This window comes from Lactiplantibacillus sp. B652 (assembly GCF_023806745.1).
Lineage (GTDB): Bacteria > Bacillota > Bacilli > Lactobacillales > Lactobacillaceae > Lactiplantibacillus > Lactiplantibacillus pentosus.
Genome location: NZ_JAMSKY010000001.1, coordinates 277,166 through 295,696, shown reverse-complemented (window position 1 = coordinate 295,696; position 18,531 = coordinate 277,166). Strand labels below are relative to the sequence as shown.

The following is an 18,531-nucleotide window of genomic DNA, read 5'->3' as shown; positions in this document are numbered from 1 at the left end:
CGATACAGGTATTTAGTGAATAGCGTCATTAGGACGTCGTTTGGTACACGGCCTAGTTAGTCAGCTCAGGTTCAGACTACTAGCTCAGTTGAACTTTGGCGCGTGCCTGCGTGAGTTGAGCTGGGACGTACCATTCAATGTTTAGGATCATGGCGGGTTTGGTACAGCATCCAGATGGCGAAACTTCCGACGCCCAGAATGGCAAGGTCGATTAACAGCGTGTGCCACAGCGGTCTAACGATTGGATAGAAAGCCCACTGTTCGAGCAACAATGCAGCCAGGCAGACTGGCGCTAATTGATATTTGAGTACCGGCTGTTCGCGATGGCGCCACGGAATGATGATTGAAACCAACCACATTAGAATTGAAATCACGATGGTCACAACTGGATTGATCAGCATCGATAGGATGCCTAGAATAGCGAGTAGATAGGGCGTGAAGATTAAGGGATTCTTGAACGTAGTCATCTGAGTCCTCCTTGTGGTTTAATGTTGTCGGTTGCGTGGTGCGGCTGATAGGGAGCTGTGCCGGGGATATTCGGAGTCGGTACACGACTTAACGTAACTTGTAAGATGCCGGTGCATTCGGCTCACCAGCTCGATTGAATGACACAATTGCTAAAAACGATGGTTGCGCGCTGGCAATCACTAAATCGACACGATTGGCTAATCAAACGAACGCACCTCGCTAATACCAGCGTAACACAGTCATCAATTCATTTGTAATCCTATTAAGAAAGTCGTGATTTAGAAACTAATTTTCATGATAATTTTCAAAGTCTGTCAAGTTAGGAATCGTTAATAGTTTAGCGTGAGGATGGCCGCTTAACCGCGAGCTAACGGGAGCGCCGTTGTTAATAATTAAACGGTCAGTGAGACGGCCTATATAATTCGTTGAGCTATGCTAAGTTAGTAGGAATGAAAACGGCGATGAGAGGGGTTAACATGAAGAAATTAATATGGGCATTACGTCTGGGGATCGTCTTATTTGGGGTCGCATTAGTGTGGGAACAAGTGCAATATAATCGGCAAGTTGCCAGTGGTCAGCGCATCAGTCAACAGCGCCAGTCACGCCATCGTGAAGCGAATCATCTTAAAATCGTTCGTCCACGCCAACTGAGTGACTTTTCTGCCACCAAGGTTGAAGCGGCCCAAGTCTGGTTGCATGTGAAAGGCCCCCGGGTCATTGACGAAGACATACCATTACATATTCGACAGATTGCGGCCGGGCAACGTATCCAGCCCGAAAACCCGCGTAGCGCTGTCTACAATAAGCCGATGATTCAAGTCTATAGCGACGACCACCAAGACATGAATAATCGCGTGACCTATGCCCACAATGCGGATAATACGGTGATGATTACCCCCATGGAATCAAGCCCAGCGAAATCCCAAGCAGTGCGCGTCAATACGCAGGCAAGCCCAAAACACCGCACGACACTACTCAAGGTCGTACAACTCATTATTTAGACGGTCTAATACGGCACTATGCGACTTGATTTGTTATAAGGCATGCCGGTTTGGATTGTTGTTCGTCAGCCAGTGATCTCCTTATTCCGACTTCCGGGGCTGGCTGACAACGCTGGAACAGGGCGGACATCGATTTGAACTCACGCAGAAACCCACTGCGCAATTTCAAATACGAGTCTTCTTCTAGCCCGGGAAAACCGCCCGGACAAGAAGAACTTCGCCCTTGAGCATTGTCCGGCGGGCCGGCCAGTCGGGAACCCGCTCGAATGGCGGATGAACGGCCACCTATCTGGGTACAATTGGCCATTGAATAATTAGGAGACAGGTCCTTCGAGCAAACTTTTTTAAATCAGCGTTAATGACGATTTATGGTGTTTAAGTACCGAAGACATGGTCTGAAAATCATTGACAGTTTCAGACAAAGTCATTCTTGCAGTTAGGTACCAAAAGTATTTTTCGTTTAGAATTCAAGGCGTGCATCTCAGACGACTAGTGAAAATTATGCCGATGCTCAGTGATGCGGACTAAAAATACGAATAGGTAACTTCGATATTACCGAAAACTAGTCTGACTGTTAAATATCAAAATGACTGTTTACTATGAACCAACGAACAGTTCATCAAAAGTTGAGTCTGCACATGTCCGCCTTTCGAATACCATCCCCGGCTGGAAGGTGTTTCTGACAATGCTCAGCGATGAAATTCCACTTAGCAAGCGTTTTTGGCTTGGTTAGTGGAAGACCAGTATTTAAGACGTGGGTTGTCGGCTTAAATCTGTGTCCATCGCGTTCCAGCGTTGTCAGAAATGCCTGGAAGCCGGTGTAGGACGTTCACAAAACCGCCATTTTACACAAACTCGCATTGTTTCCAGCGGGCCTCAGCTGGCTGCTTTTGAACTTAAGAACTGGCATTCCACGTTCTATGCAACATTGCCGAAACGTGTTCGGGTCAGACTGGGACTTCCGGTTAGCTACGCCAGAACGCCAAGCGGAAAGTCAACGCTTAACACTCTAGCTAGGCTAATCCTCAATCCCAACCCGTCTGAACCTCGCACTCTGAAAGCACTACACAAAAAAATCGGGACAAACCATGCCGGACTCAGAAAGATCTGAGTGGCGGTTGCTTGTCCCTAATTGATGAGGTGGTGCTGATTAATAGTGGTCATACAATTGCTCAATCAAGTCATCGCTATTAGTGATGAGTTGCCGGTTCAATGAAATAAGGTAATCCGTCCGCAGCGGGTGTGCCATGTTGTGGAAGGTGTCTTCAATGATGCAGCCAGTCAAGGTAAAGGTATTCTGCCGGCCCTGGACAATAATTGTGAAGCTCCGATGATTGCTAGTCACGATGACATTTAAGCCCATCAAATGGGTCAGATTCAATCCGAGTGTCGCAGTGGAATCGGTCAGGCCGGGTGTACCGGTTCGTTTGATGAGTGCCAGACATTCGTCGATGCGCCGTAGTGAGTTGAACATCGAAAACTTACTCGTATTGATAGTGGCTGTCTTGGTGGCACGTGGCCGCCTTACGTATGGTCCAACGACTAAATTCATAATGATTCCCCCAAACCAATTAGTTGATTGGTTTAATCATAACCAGTACGAACAATTAGTGCGAAGATTTCGACGGATTGGGGCGGTTAGTTGGGTTACTTTACCGGTTAACTTCGGAAGTTTTACTAACGTAGTGGCAGTTGGTCGTCATCAGCAAACAGAAAACCCGCGTCCGAGTGGTGCTGGACGCGGGTTTTGATCTTATCAGTCTAACTTGATTGGTGCGTGAGTTAAGCCTTCACTTTGGCTTCAGCTTTACGCGCCTTAACCGCCAGTTCAGGGAACCAAATGGCGATTTCGTGATGGGCGTTTTCACGACTATCTGAGGTATGAATGATGTTTCTCAAGATACCATCTGGATATTCATGAGCGTAGTCACCCCGAATGGTGCCGGGTTGCGCTTCAGCTGGCCGGGTGCTCCCAGCAAGCCGGTGGACGGCTTTGACGACGCCGGAGCCACTCACAATAATGGCTACCATTGGGCCTTCCATCATATAGGTCTCGATTTCCTTAAAGTATGGTTTGCCGACTTTTTCGCTGTAATGTTGTTGGAGTTGTTCAGCAGTCGCTTTAATCACCTTCAAGGCGGCAATTTGATAACCTTTACGTTCTAACCGAGTGATGACCTCACCGATGTGTCCTTCACTGACACCATCGGGTTTAACTAGGACTAGTGTTTTTTCAGAATTTGCCATAATACGTGACCTCCTCGCTTTTTGAAAGCGGTATCATTTATACTTTAAATTGTAGGTGACTTTAGGGAACACGTCAACTAGAATCACCGTTTTATGATGAAAATCGCTTGTAAATTAAGATAAGCTGTTTAATAATTAGGACGCGACCACCGCAATAATAACATATTGCGACGGCGAATGACGACTTACAATTAAAACAATTTTAAAAGGATTTGATACCATGCCACCACTTGATTTAACACATATTCGGCAACATCACACGGTCGCCGAATTGATTGCGCTTGGGAAGGCCCGGCGCCAAGTCACGTCATTTGAACAATTAGGTGTTTTCACTCCAGTAAAACGGAACGCTGGTGACTACCTCCGCCATGTACGTGAGATGTTAGTTCCTGAACTGCTGCCATTGCGGCGTGAACGTATGTCAGCGTCGGCCTTTGCCTTTTTTCGGGGGTCCGTGGAATTAATGGATTATGACTTGGACTACCAGGCGTCGACCGAGATTCCAGCCGTCGTTTGTGGCGATGCCCATCTCGGTAATTTTGGCTTCTACGCCTCACCGGAACGCCGCTTAGTCTTTGACTTGAATGACTTCGATGAAGCTGGCGTCCATCCCTGGGAATGGGATTTACGGCGCTTACTCGTGAGCATTTTTCTCGCGGCTCGCGATTCCAATTTTAAGCCCAAAAAAGTTGAAAAGCTGGTTCAGGCCGCAAGTGCGAGTTACCGAGATGCACTTCAACGGATGTTTGACCAGACGACGCTCGACCGCTTTTATCGCGACAATGAAGTGCAAGCCGTCCTGAATTTTGGTGGGGCCCCAGAAGATACCGCTGACTTGATTGCGGGGCTGGTCAAAAAGGCTCAAAAACGGAATTCTGAGCAAGTCGTTCGGAAGTTTACCGTGACCAATAGCCGCGGTGAACGCCAATTTAAGGAAAATGCGCCGCGCTCGGTCCACGTTGATCGTCAGACGACCCATGACTTGAAAGTGGGGATTCAGGATTATTTGTTGAATGTGCGAACGGATGTCGCTTTGTTGCTCTCACAATACGAAGTGACGGACATCATTCGGCATAGTGTCGGGGTCGGTAGCTTCGGTTCCTTATGCTACTTAGTCTTATTGACGAGTACGGACGGTAGCCATCTGGTCCTTCAAATCAAGGAAGCGCTGCCCACGCGGCAAGTCGGTAGTCGGTCACGGCCAGCATTGACGGCGGCGATGGAATTGACGGAAGGACAACGGATCGTGAGCTCCCAGCGGATTTTGCAAGCGACGTCGGATGCGTTCTTAGGTTATTTCCAAGTGGGAGACAAGAGCTTCTATGTGCGTCAGTTCCGGGACATGAAGGAGTCGATCGACATTCCAACGTTGGATTGGGGCCAATTCCAGGCCTATGCCAACACTTGTGCCATGATTCTGGCGAAAGCCCATGCCCAAAGTCCGACGGCAGCCATGATTCGCGGCTACGTTGGTCACTCGACCAAATTTGATGAAGCCATGGCGAAATGGGCGGCCGCGTACGTGACGCAGGTCGATAATGACTATCAAGATTTCTTAGAAGGATAACACCAAACATGTTGATTAGTGCGACTCACCGGGTCAGACCGTTGTGGGCCGTTTTTTTAATGTTGATAAACATTGATATATCAACATTTATGACGAATGATGGGTCTGACTGTTAAAATTAATGGGTGAAAAAGGTTGCACTTTTGAATCAACTTGATATACTTACTATTAGTAAGTGAAATGAAGAAATTAATTTTGAAAGGATTGTTTGATAATGACTAAATATGGTGTAATCGTAGGTTCTATTCGTAAAAATTCTTATTCTAAAGGGGTTGCGGATGCAATCGTTGCTGGCTTACCAGCTGATGCAGAAGTGACTTATCTCAACATCGCTAAGTTACCACTGTACAACCAAGACTACGATGCAGATTCACCTGCAGAATACACGGAATTCCGTGAAGCCGTGGCTGCTCAAGACGCCTTCATCTTTGTCACACCAGAACACAACCGTAGCATCCCCGCAGCATTGAAGAATGCGTTGGATGTTGCGTCACGTCCATGGGGTCAAAGTGTTTGGGGTGGCAAACCAGCCTTGGTTGCTTCACAATCAATCTCCGGCATCTCCGGCGTTTTGGCACACCATGTTTTGCGTCAATCCTTAGTCTTCTTAGACATGCCAACGATGCAACAACCAGAATTATACATTGGTAACACCGACAAGTTGGCGGATGAAAACGGCCAAATCACGAATGAAGGCACTCAAAAGTTCTTAGCTGGTGCCGGGAAGCAATTTAGCGAATTTGCTGCTAAGTTCGTGGACTAGTTAAAGCCGGATTTAACATTAAAAGACGGTCACTGCTAATTGCAGAAAATGACTAATATTAGGCTCCCGATAATCGATCACTGATTATCGGGAGCTTTTTTGGGGCGTCATCAATGATGGCAGAAGCGACTGATTGCCGGATCTTTGGCCGATTTAGCGACCCATCAGACTGGTGTACAATTTAGGCTTCACTATCTTTTACGCGGTAACGGTCACATGATATGATGTGTGACAAAAGGAGGTCCTGTAAATTCTGCAATGTCGTGGTCGCAACGTTGCCGGGGCGGATGCCAGACAATCCATAAGAAAGTGATATGGTGGCGGATTGAAGGGGGTCAATCCGTGTCACGGTGAGGACCGTTGTAGTGGTTTCGTCAATCAACTTGATGGGCATAAATGATTGAAAGAAAGGATGCAATCTTTCTTGACGCAAAATAGCCTGACGCATTTTGCGTTCACCATAGTTGGCTAATAGGAACGATATGGATAACTTTATCAATTTACTGAATGCCAAAGTACTGCCAGTGGCGAATAAAGTGGGGACCCAGCGCCATATGACAGCGATTCGGAAAGGAATTATTTCCACGCTACCGCTAACGATCGTTGGGTCGTTCTTCACCATTCTGAACAATATGCCGATTGAAGCAGTGGCTAATTTTTTAGCACCCTATGCAGAAATTCTCGACGTGCCATTTCGCTATACGGTCGGGATTTTAGCACTATACGCAACGTTTGGGATTGCGTCGTCACTAGCTGAAAGTTATCAGTTAGATAAGTTAACTAACGGGATTCTGGCGATTCTCGCCTTCCTCGTGTCGACAGCGGTTCCGGTGCACGTGACCAAAAATGTGAGCGATGTCATCAGTACTGGTCGTTATATCAACATTGCGAACCTGAGCGCGTCGTCCCTCTTTGGGTCAATTATTACCGGCCTATTGACCGTCGAAATCTTTCGCTATTTGAAAAACCGCAATATTACGATCAAAATGCCAGAAGGTGTCCCACCAGAAGTCTCGAATTCGTTTGTCGCGCTGGTGCCCGCCGCGGTGATTTTGATACTATTTTGGGTGATTCGCTATGTCTTTGATTTCAATATTTCTTCATTCTTAAGTTCACTATTGATGCCTTTAAAAGGGGTGTTAGTCGGTAATAGCTTATTTGGTGGCTTACTGACGATTTTCCTGATTACCGGTTTTTGGACCCTGGGGATTCACGGAGCGGCAATCATGGACCCGGTCATTCGGCCGTTTTGGGAAATGTCGATTGCCCAAAATATGAGTGAATTTACGAGCGGGACGAGCGCGCATAACTTATCCACGATTTTTACCGAGCAATTTTTACAGTGGTTCATTTGGATTGGGGGTGCCGGGGGAACTTTGGCCCTGGTGGTGTTGTTCATCTCCTCCAAATCGACCTATCTGCGCGACTTGGGTAATAAACTATCCCTGTTGCCCGGCCTATTCAATATTAACGAACCGATTGTATTTGGGGCGCCAATCGTGATGAACCCGATCTTAGGGATTCCTTTTATTGTTGGCCCACTCATCACGGGTACGTTGAGCTACGTCCTAACGATTACCGGCGTAGTGCCGATGATGATGGCGCGGCTGCCATTTACCGTTCCGGGACCGCTTGGCGCGTTTGTCAGCACCAACTGGAGCGTGCCGGCGCTGATTTTATCCTGTGTCAATTTTGTGATTGACCTGATCATCTACTATCCATTCTTCAAAGTGTTTGAAAAACAGCAATTGAGCAAAGAATAGGGGGTTCATGCACGTGTTGGGATTATTGATGTTAGCTGTGCCACTGATTGTTAGCGAATGGCTGGTCAATCGGGGGTTGATTCCAGGTTACTTGCGACACCGGCACATTGTCTGGCGGGCATTAGCGAGTCTACTGGTCGTGATTGGCCTAGTCGCTTGGTGGCACCTACCAGTGATGATAACGGTCGTCACAACGATTTACTTGGCTACTGTGATTGCGAATCGCTACTTGCAAGCCTTTGAGGCGCTAGAACGGGGGAAACGTGAATGACGAAACGGACTTTAGGAATTTCGCTATATCCAGACCACAGTGATTTTGAGCAGGATCGCGCTTACTTAGACATTGCCGCACAGGCTGGTTTTACACGTTTGTTCGTTAGCATGCTGGAAGTACAAGATGGTAAAACACGTGTTACGGAAAAATATCAACGGCTGATTCAGCACGCGCACCAGCTCGGCTTCAAGACGACGCTCGATGTCGCGCCCAATATCTTTGACCAGCTAGGCGTATCGTATCAGGATTTGAGTTATTTCGCGTCACTGGGAGCGGACGCGCTGCGGCTAGATGCGGGCTTTGATGGGCACGAAGAAGCTTGGATGTCTTATAACCCGCCAGGACTTGATTTGGAGTTGAACATGAGTAACGACGTCGAATACTTGCCTAATATTTTGACGTACGGTGCGAATCAGCCGTTTCTTTATGGTTGCCATAACTTTTATCCACAGCGCGGAACTGGTCTGCCCCTTGATTTCTTCATTGCGTGTTCCCAGCGGTTCAAACGTGCGGGCATTGAGACAGCAGCCTTCGTTACGGCACCGGGAGCGACCATCGGACCGTGGGACATCAATGACGGTTTACCGACCTTAGAAATGCATCGTGATTGGCCACTCGCAGTTCAGGTCCAGCATCTATTTTCGACCGGACTGATCGACAGTGCCATTATTGGGAACGCCTACGCTTCACAGACGGACTTGCAACAGTTGGGACGACTGAACCGCTACCACTTGACGTTTACGGTGACACCTACCGCGGCGAGCCATCCGGTGGAACGACAGATTTTACTGGATAACTTGCATGAACGGCGCGGGGATATTAATGACCTAACCATTCGGTCGACAGCGGTCCGCAAACGGTATCATGACGCCAATCCAGTCAATGAGGACCGGCACACGTTTCAACGCGGTGATGTCGTCATCGGAAACGACCAATTTGGCAAGTATCAAAATGAACTTCAAATCGTGTTACAACCCCATCAAGATCAGCGCAAGAACTTAGTCGCGACGATTGCGCCAGACCAACTCGTTCTGTTAGACGCTGTTGGCCCTTGGGCGAAATTTGCATTTGTCGCCGCTGACTAGGGGAGTTGCTGATTCAGATAACTGCGGCTGATTTGATTCGCTACGAGACCATAGCGGTTTGTTGGATGCCAGATTCGGGTCGGCACAGGCATTGCGACAGGTCTTGCGGGTCTGTTGAGCCTTGTCAGTTGCACGGTTAGCGTCACGGACCAGTGACTGACAGGTTAACCTCAGATTGGGCTGTCGGACGGATCTGTACTGAGACTCAGGTGAGTAGTTTTGTATCGTGAAGATTGTACGCAAAAAGGCGATTCAGGATAAGCTGAATCGCCTTTTCGTCAGTTCTAATTCGTCAGTCTCTAAAATTAGCTGTCACTGGACGGCCTGATGATAAGCGTGGAGTTGTGCATTGATGATTCTAGCGGGATTACCGACTGCGGTGGCGTAAGCTGGGACGTTGGTCAAGACGATGGCGCCAGCACCGACCTTGCTGTGGACGCCAATCGAGATTGGACCTAAGATTTGGGCGTTGGCACCGATGAATGCACCGGCCCCAATATGCGGATGACGCTGCCCAGTCTGCCCAGCCTGGCGTGCTCCGAGCGTCACGCCGTGCAGTAGGGTGACATCGTCTTCGATGACGGCTGTTGCTCCGATGACGGTGCCGATGCCGTGATCAATGAAGACGCGCTGGCCAATTTGAGCAGCCGGATGAATCAAAATACCCGTCCGATGCGCCGCGTGTTGGCTAATGAGGGCAGCCAGTAACGACCAATGGTGCCGCTCGCAGTAGTGGGCTAGGCGATGCCAAGCGAGCGCGTGTAAGCCGGGATAGGTGAGTAGGACCGTGCGGAGATTAGTGGCCGCGGGGTCGCGCTTTAGAATTGCACGTGCTGTCTGCCACATCGCATTACCCCGCTTCGACGCTGGCAAATCCACGGTCTAAATCAGCTAATAAATCATCGATGGCTTCGACGCCCACGGACAACCGAATGAGTTCGTCTTGAATGCCATTTTGTAGCCGAATTGGACGTGGAATTGCGCCGTGAGTCATCAGAGCCGGAATCTCAATCAAACTTTCAAGGGCGCCAAGACTTTCAGCTAAGGTGATCACTTGCAGGTGTTCCACGAATGTCTGAGGGTTCATCCCGGGCTGGAGTTCAAATGAAATCATGGCGCCAAAACCATTCATTTGTTTCTTCGCGATTTCATAATCGGGATTGTCTGGGTCGCCTGGATAGTAAATCTTCGCCACGGCGGGATTTGCTTTGAGTGCCGCGAAGATTTTTTCGGCGTTGGCCAGGTGTGCCTGCATGCGTAAGGCCAAGGTCTTCATGCCACGTTGGAGTAACCAACTTTCTTGGGGTGCGAGGATACTGCCGATGGCGTTTTGGAGGTAGCCGATCTTATCACCCAATGCCGCGTCCTTGGTGACCACCAGTCCGCCGATGACATCGCTATGGCCGCCAAGATATTTGGATGCGCTGTGCAAGACGATGTCGACGCCTAAATCAAGGGGCTTTTGCACGTATGGCGAAGCAAAGGTGTTGTCGATGATGCTGAGTAACCCGTGCTGGTGCGCAAGCGTCGCGATGGCGGCAATGTCCGTGATGTGTAGCAGCGGATTAGTCGGTGTTTCTAAATAAATCGCTTTGGTATCCGGGGTAATCGCGGCTGATACTGCGGCTAAATCGCGGGTGTCGACGGCGGTAAATGTCATGCCAAAGTGTTTTAAGACGGCATCAATCAGCCGGAAAGTCCCACCGTAGACATCATTGCCCACAATAATGTGGTCGCCAGCGGAAAATAGGGAGAAGACCGTGTTGATGGCCGCTGAACCGGATGCAAACGCGAAGCCGGCAGTGCCGTGTTCCAGGGTCGCAATCAGTGCTTCGACGGCTGCTCGGGTCGGATTACCCGTCCGGGAGTATTCGTATTGATTTTGACCAATCTTAGTTTGACGGAAGGTCGACGCCATGTAGATTGGCACGGAGGTCGCGCCGGTCGTTGCGTCTTCACTGATACCACCATGGATTAATTGCGTTTCAAATTTCATTTTAAAAGGCCTCATTTCGAATAAATTTTTTGACTGAGATAGCGTTCGCTGCTGTCTGGGAAAATAGTGACGATATGGCTGTTGTGTGGCAAAGTTGCAGCTAATTTCAGGCTCGCAACCAGCGCCGCACCACTCGAGCTACCGACGAATAAGCCGTGTTTGCGGGCTAACTGGCGAACGGCCGCAAAGGCATCGTCGTCCGCGATGGTCAACGTCTGGTCGATTCGGACTTGCTCGAAGAATGGCGGGATGAATTCGACGCCGATTCCTTCAGTCCGGTGAGCATGCGCGGGGCCACCATTTAGGATCGAGCCCTCTGGTTCAACAACCACGGCCTGAGTCGCGTCGTCGTGTGCCTGAAGATAGGCCGCGACGCCAGCGAACGTGCCACCACTACCGGCACCAGCGACAAAGGCAGTGACCGGGTGCGGCATATCAGCGAGAATCTCTGGCGCCAGACTGTGGTAGTAGGCCGCGGGATTAGCGGGATTCTTGAATTGCATCGGGACGTAACTATTTGGAATGCTGGCAGCCAGTTCATTTGCTTTCTTGATGGCACCTTGAATCCCTTGTTCACTAGGCGTGTGGACGATTTCGGCGCCGAGTGCTTGCATCAAAACCTGTTTTTCCATACTGAATTTTTCCGGAACGACTAGAATTGTTTTGAGTTGGTGATGTTGAGCAGCTAGGGCTAACCCAATTCCGGTATTGCCAGCTGTGGGCTCAATGATGGTGGTCGTGGCGTTGATTTTCCCACTTTGCAAGCCATCTTGAATCAAGTAATCGCCCAGCCGATCTTTGATGCTGCCGCCCGGGTTGAACATCTCGAGTTTGGCATAAATATGGCTGTCGTTAGGAACGGCAATGGGTAGTTCAATTAATGGGGTGTGACCGATTAGTTCTTGGATATGGTGTACGAGCATGAAAATTCCTCCCAGTAGGTTTGTTGGCGGGGGTGCCAAAAACGACAAAAAGGGCGCGAGAATTCAAATGAATTCGTCGCGCCCAGTTCAATATCCAGCCATGCTGGACATTGATTTTTAGGATGACACTCCTCAAAAAGTCAATGCTTAACAGGCCGAACATCGCAATAAGCGCGCGGTTCGGCAACAACAGTTATTCAAAGCATTGCTAGTTAATTGAGTCATGTCTGATCCTCCTCTGGTTTGGTTGGTGATAACTATACAAGTTGAATTTGTGGCTGTCAAGTTTAAGTTGAGTCCGGTTGACGTAATGTTGAATCACGTTATCAGCGATAATCCTTGCCACAACTCGCTTGAAAAGTGGTCAGCAATTGAAAATAATTTAACACATTGTGCTAGTTGTTTTTTATCACTAAAGATGATTAAACCATGCCAATCGTTTGGCTTACTGTTCGTCAGCCGATGCGCGTCCCATTCCGAATTCCGGGGCCGGCTGACAATTGCTGGAACGTAAGCCGACGTCGATTTGAACTCACACAGAAAGTCACTGCGCAATTTCAAATACGAGTCTTATTCTAAGCCGGAAGCAACCCACTTCCACCTAAGAATAATTTGGCTACTGAGCATTGTCAGCCAGCCCCTCCAGTTGGGAAGCCGCTCGAATGGCAGATGAACGGCCACCTATCTGGGTATAATTGACCACTGAATATTAGGTGACTGGTCCTTCGGGCAAACTTTTAGTTGGTATCGATAATGACTTATCGCATTTATTTACTGAAAAGATTTCTGAATGCTATTTGCTCATCTCAACACCACGAATTCAATGGCAATTAGTCTTGAAATGAATCGATGAAATTGCCGTCGCTTAGAATTCGAGGCTTTGTTATCTCGAACGACTTGGGAAAATTCTGACAAGTTCAGCGAATCCGCGATTTAAAAAAGTTAAAACACGAATATGGAAGTTTAGCTGTCATTAGGAACCAGCAACTAATCCAACAAAAAGTTGAGTCCGCACATGTCTGCCTTTCGAATACCATCCCAGGCTGGAAGCCGGAATAAGACGCAGCTATCACAGAAAGTTTACGCTAGCTCGCACCGTTTCCAGCGGTCCTCAGCTGGCAGCTCTTGAACTTAGAAAATAACATGAGTTAATCATGATTCATGCCAAATTACTTAGGACAATGCGTAAATCTAGCCAAAAACCGCCTGAACAAGTTCAAGGTCGCTTGTTCAGGCGGTTAGTCGTTATCTAATAAAGTGATGATTATTTATGCCATAAATACTTAGCGTCGAAGTCGGTATCGAATGAAGATAAGATCTTAGGACCGTCATCCGTGACAACCAAGGTGTGTTCGTATTGGCAACTCAAGCTGCCGTCTAACGTCCGAACGGTCCAGCCATCATCGGCAGTTTCGCCAGAGCGCCAGTCGCCAATGTTGACCATGGGTTCGATCGTTATGGTCATGCCGGCTTTCAAGCGGGTACCGTGACCTGCTTCGCCATAGTGAGGAACGTCGGGCTTTTCGTGCATCGTCGGTCCAATGCCGTGGCCGATGTATTCGCGAACGACACCGTAGCCCATTTCGTTTTCAGCGTAGTTTTGAATTGCCCAACCAATATCACCGATACGGTTGCCAACAACGGCTTGGTCGATGCCCAGGTATAGCGCTTTGTGGGTCACTTCCATTAATTTCTTAACTTCTGGTGCAGGGGTCCCGGCAACGAAGGCGTGGCAAGAGTCACTGAGGTAACCGTGGTAGTTAATAACCGTATCGACCTTTAGTAAGTCACCGTCCTTAACTAAGATGTCCTTACTTGGGCAGCCGTGGCAAATCATGTCGTTGACGCTGACACAAGTTGAGTATTTGTAGCCTTCAAAGTTAAGTTCACCAGGGGTCGCATCGTGCGCGGTGATGTATTCGTAAGCAAAGTGATCGACATCCCAAGTCGTGATACCTGGTTTGATGTAATCTTCAAGGGCGTGGAACAAGCCCACCATAATGTCGCCGGCAGCTTGCATCCCTTGGATTTCACGATCTGATTTAAGCGTAATCATGAGGTTCCTCCAAAAAATTAATTATATTGTAAAGCTAAAAGATTGTTCTCCTCCAGTATACTGCAAGCGAGGTGGTCCGACAAAAGCCATTGTCTGCACTTGCTAATGATAGCGTTTCCGGTAACTTAACGCTAAAAAAAACGAAAAAAATTGCCACGCCAAAAAAGCCAAATTGGCGGGACGGAAACGGATTGGTTGTGAACAATCTAATATAAAAATGGAATTTTTCTCTTTTCATCGGCTGAGATAATGATACAATATATTGTGTTGTTTCGAACGGAAACACTACATGTAGTAGTGTGACGTGACTGGTTGGCCAACTAGACACCTACAACCGCATATGATGAACGGAAAGAGGAGCATGATTTTGAGTAATTATTTTAAATTCTTATCACACCAACTGAAGGGTTGGCCACAACAGAACTACTACTTATTCTATTTTAGCTTAGGGTGTCAAGTGATGACTTTGGTCAGTGCCCCAATCACAGCATTGTCTATTCTAACATTTATTGGGACAACTTTGGGTGTTCTTTGCGTGTTAGCCATTAACGCCGCCAAATCAGTCAATGGATTATTGGGTGTTATTTCAGCAGCTTGCTTCATCGTGGTTGGTTTTTCAGCCAAAAACTACTTAAGTATCGGCGAACAATTAGCCTACGTTGTGACGCTCGATATCCCAGTGTTACTGAGTGCTAACTGGAACGTGAACATGGTGTCCAAGATTCGGAAGTTCACCGGTAAGACTTGGGTCGTCGCAATCGCTGCAACCCTCGTCGTTTACGCCATCTCTGGTTACCTCATTGGCGCGTTGACTGATGATCCGCGCCCGTGGGTCGATGCCATCAGTTTCGCCATTTGTTTGACGGCAGGGGTCATCTGCTTCCTCCGTTACAACAACCAGTACTTCTGGTGGATTGCTTCTGGGCTAGCTCAGATGGTACTCTGGTTCATTTCGTTCCGTCAAGGTTCCGCAACGTTGGCGATGTTTATCAACAGTTCAATTTATTTGATCAACGATATCTTAGCCTTCACGGTCTCACCTTGGTACAACAAGCATGAACGGGCTCGTTTGATGGCCGAAGAACAAGCGGCTAGTGATGCTGCTAGTGTAGACGCGACTCATAATCAAGCGTTCGAATTAAATCATTAATTAGGTAAGTGTGAAGCATGACTGGCTAGGCTGGTCGTGCTTTTTTCGTCGCACAAAATCGGATATTACCGTGAATCGCATTTTATTTCGCACCTCGAATAGCGCACAGTTTGAATTCAAACGACTAGCGGTCGAAAGCTGGTTACGTTCCGTTGCTGTAAAATAAACGCTTTAATCAATTTAAAAGTCCTCCAAATTTACACAGACAAAAACGCCTCCCAGTGGCGGCAAGTGTCAGATTATGACTAGTCGTTGCTGGGAGACATTCATTTTCAAATTGAGTGATTTATTGTAAGTAGGCACTATTTGCTTGCAGCTAGTTGACGGGCCTGAATCAAGCTGTTTACCCAGCGACCTAGTGGCGTTTTGAAGAGCAGAATCAGGAGAAACACAATCAGCCAAGCAGTATAACCAATGATTTTACTTATCTTGGTCAGAATGCTTGAACTGTATCGAATTGTGAGCACATTTCGTCCTCGATGCTGGTGGACGTTGATATTGCCGACCCAGTGGCGTGTGAGTCGCGTTGTCGATAAGGGTTGACCATTCAGTGTTAGGATCGACCGCTGATAAGCAACGACGGGAACAGCTCGTGACCTAGCCGTCTTAGCGTGCCAAGTTAATTGAATACCCCCTCGAACGGCGCGGTAGCGGAAGTTGTGCTGCTGTTCAGAGAAGTTCTGGCGATATTCGCGATAGACGACTTTGTAAGTTTCAGGGTCAGTCGAGATTTTTTTGGAAACGGGCACATAATCCGGAACTGTACGATCGGCTGCCTTAATTAGCTGCCCAAGGTTCCGGGTATGGAATGCCGGTTGTAACTTAGCGATGGTCTGCAGCTTAGTGTGGACATTTTGAGGGTACGTTTGGATGCCTTGAGCGAATGATGTGTCAGGTTTCATGTTCGTGTGAACGCTCCGAGCGACATTTTGCGTACAGAGGCTAAGTGATAAGACACTCAGTAAGACGCCGGCCGAGCGCAATCCTTGCTGGAGACTGAGATTATTCGTATGTTGCGCTGCTTCATCATAGATTAAAGCGGCTGATAACAGCATGAACGGCGTGGCGATTAACGTAATCCGACCAGGCATTTGCAGGAATGACTGCAAGAAAGGCATCGATTGCTGCACGAGGTCCCAAGGAAACAGACTGGTACTCAGAATAAGATATGTGACAGTAACGCCAGCCAACATTTTGGTAAAGGGCAAAAGATGTGACCAGAATAGTAATAATCCCGTTATCAGGGCATATGCAATGATTGTTGAGATAATGTCACTGCTAGAGTAGACGCTCGTATAAAGCGGTTGGAGTATCCGGCTCGCGTGGTCCATGAGATCCATTCCTACCGGTGCAATCAGCAAGTTGCCATGGTAGACCTCTAACATGGGAATTAAGGCATTCAAACTAAGCACTAGCGCCAATAGTACGCCCGCTAGAAAGTTGAGACTGCTGAGTAGCTTCTCTCGTGACTGCCACAGCCCGTGAATGAAAAAGGGAACAAGGAATGGCAAAAACACTCCGATAGTTAGAATCTGAAATTGGCCCATAATACCGACGAATAAGCCCAGCTTCATCATTTTGGCAAGTGTCCAGTCACCATGATACAAGTCCAAAATGGGACCGATAAATATTGGCAATAACGCGACGGCCAATGAGCGCCACATTATCCCAAACAAGAAGCCGTAAACAGCGTTGGAGCTAAGAAAAATGACACCTAAAGCAATTGCCAATTTTCGTGACAACCGTAATTTTAGTGCCGCTTTGTACATAAAGTAGCCGCATAGAAAATAAACGATAAATAAGGAAATGATTTGGAAGCGAAACCAATTGCCGACTAGTAGCAGCAGGATACCACAGAGCACGGCCACTAGTGGGCTGTAAAGACTGTTGACGATACGGCCAGCCTGTTGAAAAGTGTAAAGGTTCATAAAACTAAAATTATGATTTTTAAGTTGCATCGCCGCTTCATAGATTCGGCTGTATTGAAATGGCCCGTCGACACCATATAGTGCCTGGTGATTGAGGAAGAGCGGACTGATCATAAGTAGGGTTGCTAGCCCAATGACGGTGATGGCGACTCTGTTCTTACGCATAGGTGAAGAAACATCCCTTCAATGAAATCAGATTTATGGTTCTGTGCAATCGGCGCGTCTAATTGCGCTGATTGTGGACTCTAAAGCACTTACTAGGTCATGTTGAAATGACCAATACGGTTAACTATAGCAGAGCTGTACAACGAGAACCACTGGTTTATTAATTCATCATGAGATTCTTATGTGACTGTCATAACTATTCATGGTGCTAAACGGGATGATAGTAACGAATTACCCGGTGGGAGAATTTTTACTAATGACATGTACAGTCAAGACGATTAAGGAGCTATTCTGTTGATTGAAGCTTATTTGTCAGCGAAAAAAAGAAATTATTGCTAGTGATTGACAACTTGTCTAAACAAGTTTATATTCTTAAATGAAAGCGATAACAAAGTGAGGTGTTGGCCGTGAACAAAGCGGCGCTAGTGTATCAAGATCTGTTACAGAAAATTGACGCGGAAGTTTATCCGATTGGCAGTTATTTGCCTAGCGAGCATCAGTTGTGCGAATTATATGGCATCTCCCGTGAGACTGGTCGTAAAGCGTTAGCGACCTTGGCTGACGATGGCTATATCCAGAAGATTCGGGGGAAAGGGTCCATTGTGATTGAGCACCGCCAATATGAATTTCCGGTTTCGGGAATCGTCAGTTATAAGGAATTAGCCGCGAAGTTACACATTAAAACGGAGAATGTGGTTTACGATTATCAACCGGACGCCCTATTGCCGGTAGCTGATTTTACGTCGTTAGGCACGGAATTGACTGAAGCACCCGTCACGGCTATCAAGCGCGTGCGGGTCATCAATGGGGAACCAGCCATTATTGATAAGGATTATATTTTGAAGTCAGTCGTTCCGGACGTTCCCAAACGGGCGGCTGAGGAGTCGTTATACGCCTATTTTGAAGACCAATTGGGATTGACGATTGGGTATGCGACGAAGGAAATTACGATGGCCCCGGCTACTGAGGAGGACCGTGAGCACTTAGCGTTGAATAAGGGCGCTTATGTGGCAATCGTCCGCAGTGTGACGAGCTTAACGGATGCGCGGGCGTTCCAGTACACGGAATCCCGTCACCGGGCCGACCGGTTCAGCTTTCGGGATTTTGCTCGCCGGACCAAGAAATAACCTAGCATGAGAGGATTG

16 protein-coding genes are annotated in these 18,531 nt (G+C 47.8%); 8 read left to right on the top strand and 8 right to left on the bottom strand.

Annotated elements, in window-relative coordinates; all coding sequences use genetic code 11:
* Positions 1 to 134: 134 nt before the first annotated feature.
* Entirely contained in the window at positions 135 to 467 is a 333-nt protein-coding gene (locus MZO40_RS01255) for a hypothetical protein (protein WP_105961230.1), read from the bottom strand.
* A 477-nt stretch (positions 468 to 944) separates the two neighbouring features.
* Here MZO40_RS01255 and MZO40_RS01250 point away from each other — a divergent pair, with 477 nt between their 5' ends.
* A complete protein-coding gene (locus tag MZO40_RS01250) occupies positions 945 to 1,469 on the top strand; it encodes a hypothetical protein (protein WP_101872686.1) in 525 nt (174 codons plus the stop codon).
* Between the two features lie 1,150 nt (positions 1,470 to 2,619).
* Here MZO40_RS01250 and MZO40_RS01245 read toward each other — a convergent pair.
* Both MZO40_RS01245 and ndk read right to left on the bottom strand, forming a co-directional pair.
* Positions 2,620 to 3,021: a hypothetical protein gene (locus MZO40_RS01245; protein ID WP_050337885.1), complete on the bottom strand. Its 402-nt coding sequence runs from the start codon at positions 3,019 to 3,021 to the stop codon at positions 2,620 to 2,622.
* 230 nt (positions 3,022 to 3,251) lie between these two features.
* A complete protein-coding gene (gene ndk, locus MZO40_RS01240) occupies positions 3,252 to 3,716 on the bottom strand; it encodes a nucleoside-diphosphate kinase (protein WP_003637477.1) in 465 nt (154 codons plus the stop codon).
* 220 nt (positions 3,717 to 3,936) lie between these two features.
* Between ndk and MZO40_RS01235 the strand changes: the two genes are divergently transcribed.
* The 5 genes from MZO40_RS01235 to MZO40_RS01215 all read left to right on the top strand — a co-directional run bounded on the left by MZO40_RS01235 (position 3,937) and on the right by MZO40_RS01215 (position 9,168).
* Positions 3,937 to 5,283, top strand: coding sequence for a DUF2252 domain-containing protein (locus MZO40_RS01235; RefSeq protein ID WP_003637478.1), 1,347 nt, complete (start codon positions 3,937 to 3,939; stop codon positions 5,281 to 5,283).
* 214 nt (positions 5,284 to 5,497) lie between these two features.
* Positions 5,498 to 6,046 carry an NADPH-dependent FMN reductase gene (locus MZO40_RS01230; RefSeq protein ID WP_050337883.1) on the top strand — a complete coding sequence of 183 codons (549 nt, stop codon included), beginning with the start codon at positions 5,498 to 5,500 and terminating at the stop codon, positions 6,044 to 6,046.
* A gap of 482 nt (positions 6,047 to 6,528) precedes the next feature.
* Positions 6,529 to 7,809 carry a PTS sugar transporter subunit IIC gene (locus tag MZO40_RS01225; protein WP_252133053.1) on the top strand — a complete coding sequence of 427 codons (1,281 nt, stop codon included), beginning with the start codon at positions 6,529 to 6,531 and terminating at the stop codon, positions 7,807 to 7,809.
* A gap of 13 nt (positions 7,810 to 7,822) precedes the next feature.
* Positions 7,823 to 8,080, top strand: coding sequence for a hypothetical protein (locus MZO40_RS01220; protein WP_105920254.1), 258 nt, complete (start codon positions 7,823 to 7,825; stop codon positions 8,078 to 8,080).
* The gene (locus tag MZO40_RS01215; RefSeq protein WP_105960661.1) at positions 8,077 to 9,168 is read left to right on the top strand and encodes a DUF871 domain-containing protein; all 1,092 of its coding nucleotides are present in this window, start codon (positions 8,077 to 8,079) and stop codon (positions 9,166 to 9,168) included. The genes MZO40_RS01220 and MZO40_RS01215 overlap by 4 nt, the downstream gene beginning before the upstream one ends.
* Positions 9,169 to 9,480: 312 nt before the next feature.
* Here MZO40_RS01215 and epsC read toward each other — a convergent pair whose 3' ends face one another.
* The 4 genes from epsC to map all read right to left on the bottom strand — a co-directional run bounded on the left by epsC (position 9,481) and on the right by map (position 14,143).
* Entirely contained in the window at positions 9,481 to 10,014 is a 534-nt protein-coding gene (gene epsC / locus MZO40_RS01210; RefSeq protein ID WP_105960660.1) for a serine O-acetyltransferase EpsC, read from the bottom strand.
* A 4-nt stretch (positions 10,015 to 10,018) separates the two neighbouring features.
* Positions 10,019 to 11,164, bottom strand: coding sequence for a PLP-dependent aspartate aminotransferase family protein (locus MZO40_RS01205; RefSeq protein ID WP_050337878.1), 1,146 nt, complete (start codon positions 11,162 to 11,164; stop codon positions 10,019 to 10,021).
* An 11-nt stretch (positions 11,165 to 11,175) separates the two neighbouring features.
* The gene (locus MZO40_RS01200) at positions 11,176 to 12,087 is read right to left on the bottom strand and encodes a PLP-dependent cysteine synthase family protein (protein WP_105960659.1); all 912 of its coding nucleotides are present in this window, start codon (positions 12,085 to 12,087) and stop codon (positions 11,176 to 11,178) included.
* 1,264 nt (positions 12,088 to 13,351) lie between these two features.
* Positions 13,352 to 14,143: a type I methionyl aminopeptidase gene (map, locus tag MZO40_RS01195; protein ID WP_252133052.1), complete on the bottom strand. Its 792-nt coding sequence runs from the start codon at positions 14,141 to 14,143 to the stop codon at positions 13,352 to 13,354.
* Between the two features lie 361 nt (positions 14,144 to 14,504).
* Here map and pnuC point away from each other — a divergent pair, with 361 nt between their 5' ends.
* Complete coding sequence (gene pnuC, locus MZO40_RS01190) at positions 14,505 to 15,293, top strand: nicotinamide riboside transporter PnuC (RefSeq protein WP_105961719.1); 789 nt, start codon at positions 14,505 to 14,507, stop codon at positions 15,291 to 15,293.
* Positions 15,294 to 15,595: 302 nt separating this feature from the next.
* On the opposite strand, the gene MZO40_RS01185 is transcribed toward pnuC, so the two are convergent.
* Positions 15,596 to 17,386, bottom strand: a complete 1,791-nt coding sequence (locus MZO40_RS01185; RefSeq protein ID WP_105961718.1) for a hypothetical protein — start codon at positions 17,384 to 17,386, stop codon at positions 15,596 to 15,598.
* A 407-nt stretch (positions 17,387 to 17,793) separates the two neighbouring features.
* Between MZO40_RS01185 and treR the strand changes: the two genes are divergently transcribed.
* Positions 17,794 to 18,513, top strand: coding sequence for a trehalose operon repressor (gene treR / locus MZO40_RS01180; protein WP_003637488.1), 720 nt, complete (start codon positions 17,794 to 17,796; stop codon positions 18,511 to 18,513).
* Positions 18,514 to 18,531: the final 18 nt, after the last annotated feature.

Excerpts from the sequence above, each read along its gene's own strand:
- MZO40_RS01255 (WP_105961230.1), bottom strand. The coding sequence starts at position 467 with ATGACTACGTTCAAGAATCCCTTAATCTTCACGCCCTATCTACTCGCT.
- MZO40_RS01250 (WP_101872686.1), top strand. The coding sequence starts at position 945 with ATGAAGAAATTAATATGGGCATTACGTCTGGGGATCGTCTTATTTGGG.
- MZO40_RS01245 (WP_050337885.1), bottom strand. The coding sequence starts at position 3,021 with ATGAATTTAGTCGTTGGACCATACGTAAGGCGGCCACGTGCCACCAAG.
- ndk (WP_003637477.1), bottom strand. The coding sequence starts at position 3,716 with ATGGCAAATTCTGAAAAAACACTAGTCCTAGTTAAACCCGATGGTGTC.
- MZO40_RS01235 (WP_003637478.1), top strand. The coding sequence starts at position 3,937 with ATGCCACCACTTGATTTAACACATATTCGGCAACATCACACGGTCGCC.
- MZO40_RS01230 (WP_050337883.1), top strand. The coding sequence starts at position 5,498 with ATGACTAAATATGGTGTAATCGTAGGTTCTATTCGTAAAAATTCTTAT.
- MZO40_RS01225 (WP_252133053.1), top strand. The coding sequence starts at position 6,529 with ATGGATAACTTTATCAATTTACTGAATGCCAAAGTACTGCCAGTGGCG.
- MZO40_RS01215 (WP_105960661.1), top strand. The coding sequence starts at position 8,077 with ATGACGAAACGGACTTTAGGAATTTCGCTATATCCAGACCACAGTGAT.
- epsC (WP_105960660.1), bottom strand. The coding sequence starts at position 10,014 with ATGTGGCAGACAGCACGTGCAATTCTAAAGCGCGACCCCGCGGCCACT.
- MZO40_RS01205 (WP_050337878.1), bottom strand. The coding sequence starts at position 11,164 with ATGAAATTTGAAACGCAATTAATCCATGGTGGTATCAGTGAAGACGCA.
- MZO40_RS01200 (WP_105960659.1), bottom strand. The coding sequence starts at position 12,087 with ATGCTCGTACACCATATCCAAGAACTAATCGGTCACACCCCATTAATT.
- map (WP_252133052.1), bottom strand. The coding sequence starts at position 14,143 with ATGATTACGCTTAAATCAGATCGTGAAATCCAAGGGATGCAAGCTGCC.
- pnuC (WP_105961719.1), top strand. The coding sequence starts at position 14,505 with ATGATTTTGAGTAATTATTTTAAATTCTTATCACACCAACTGAAGGGT.
- MZO40_RS01185 (WP_105961718.1), bottom strand. The coding sequence starts at position 17,386 with ATGCGTAAGAACAGAGTCGCCATCACCGTCATTGGGCTAGCAACCCTA.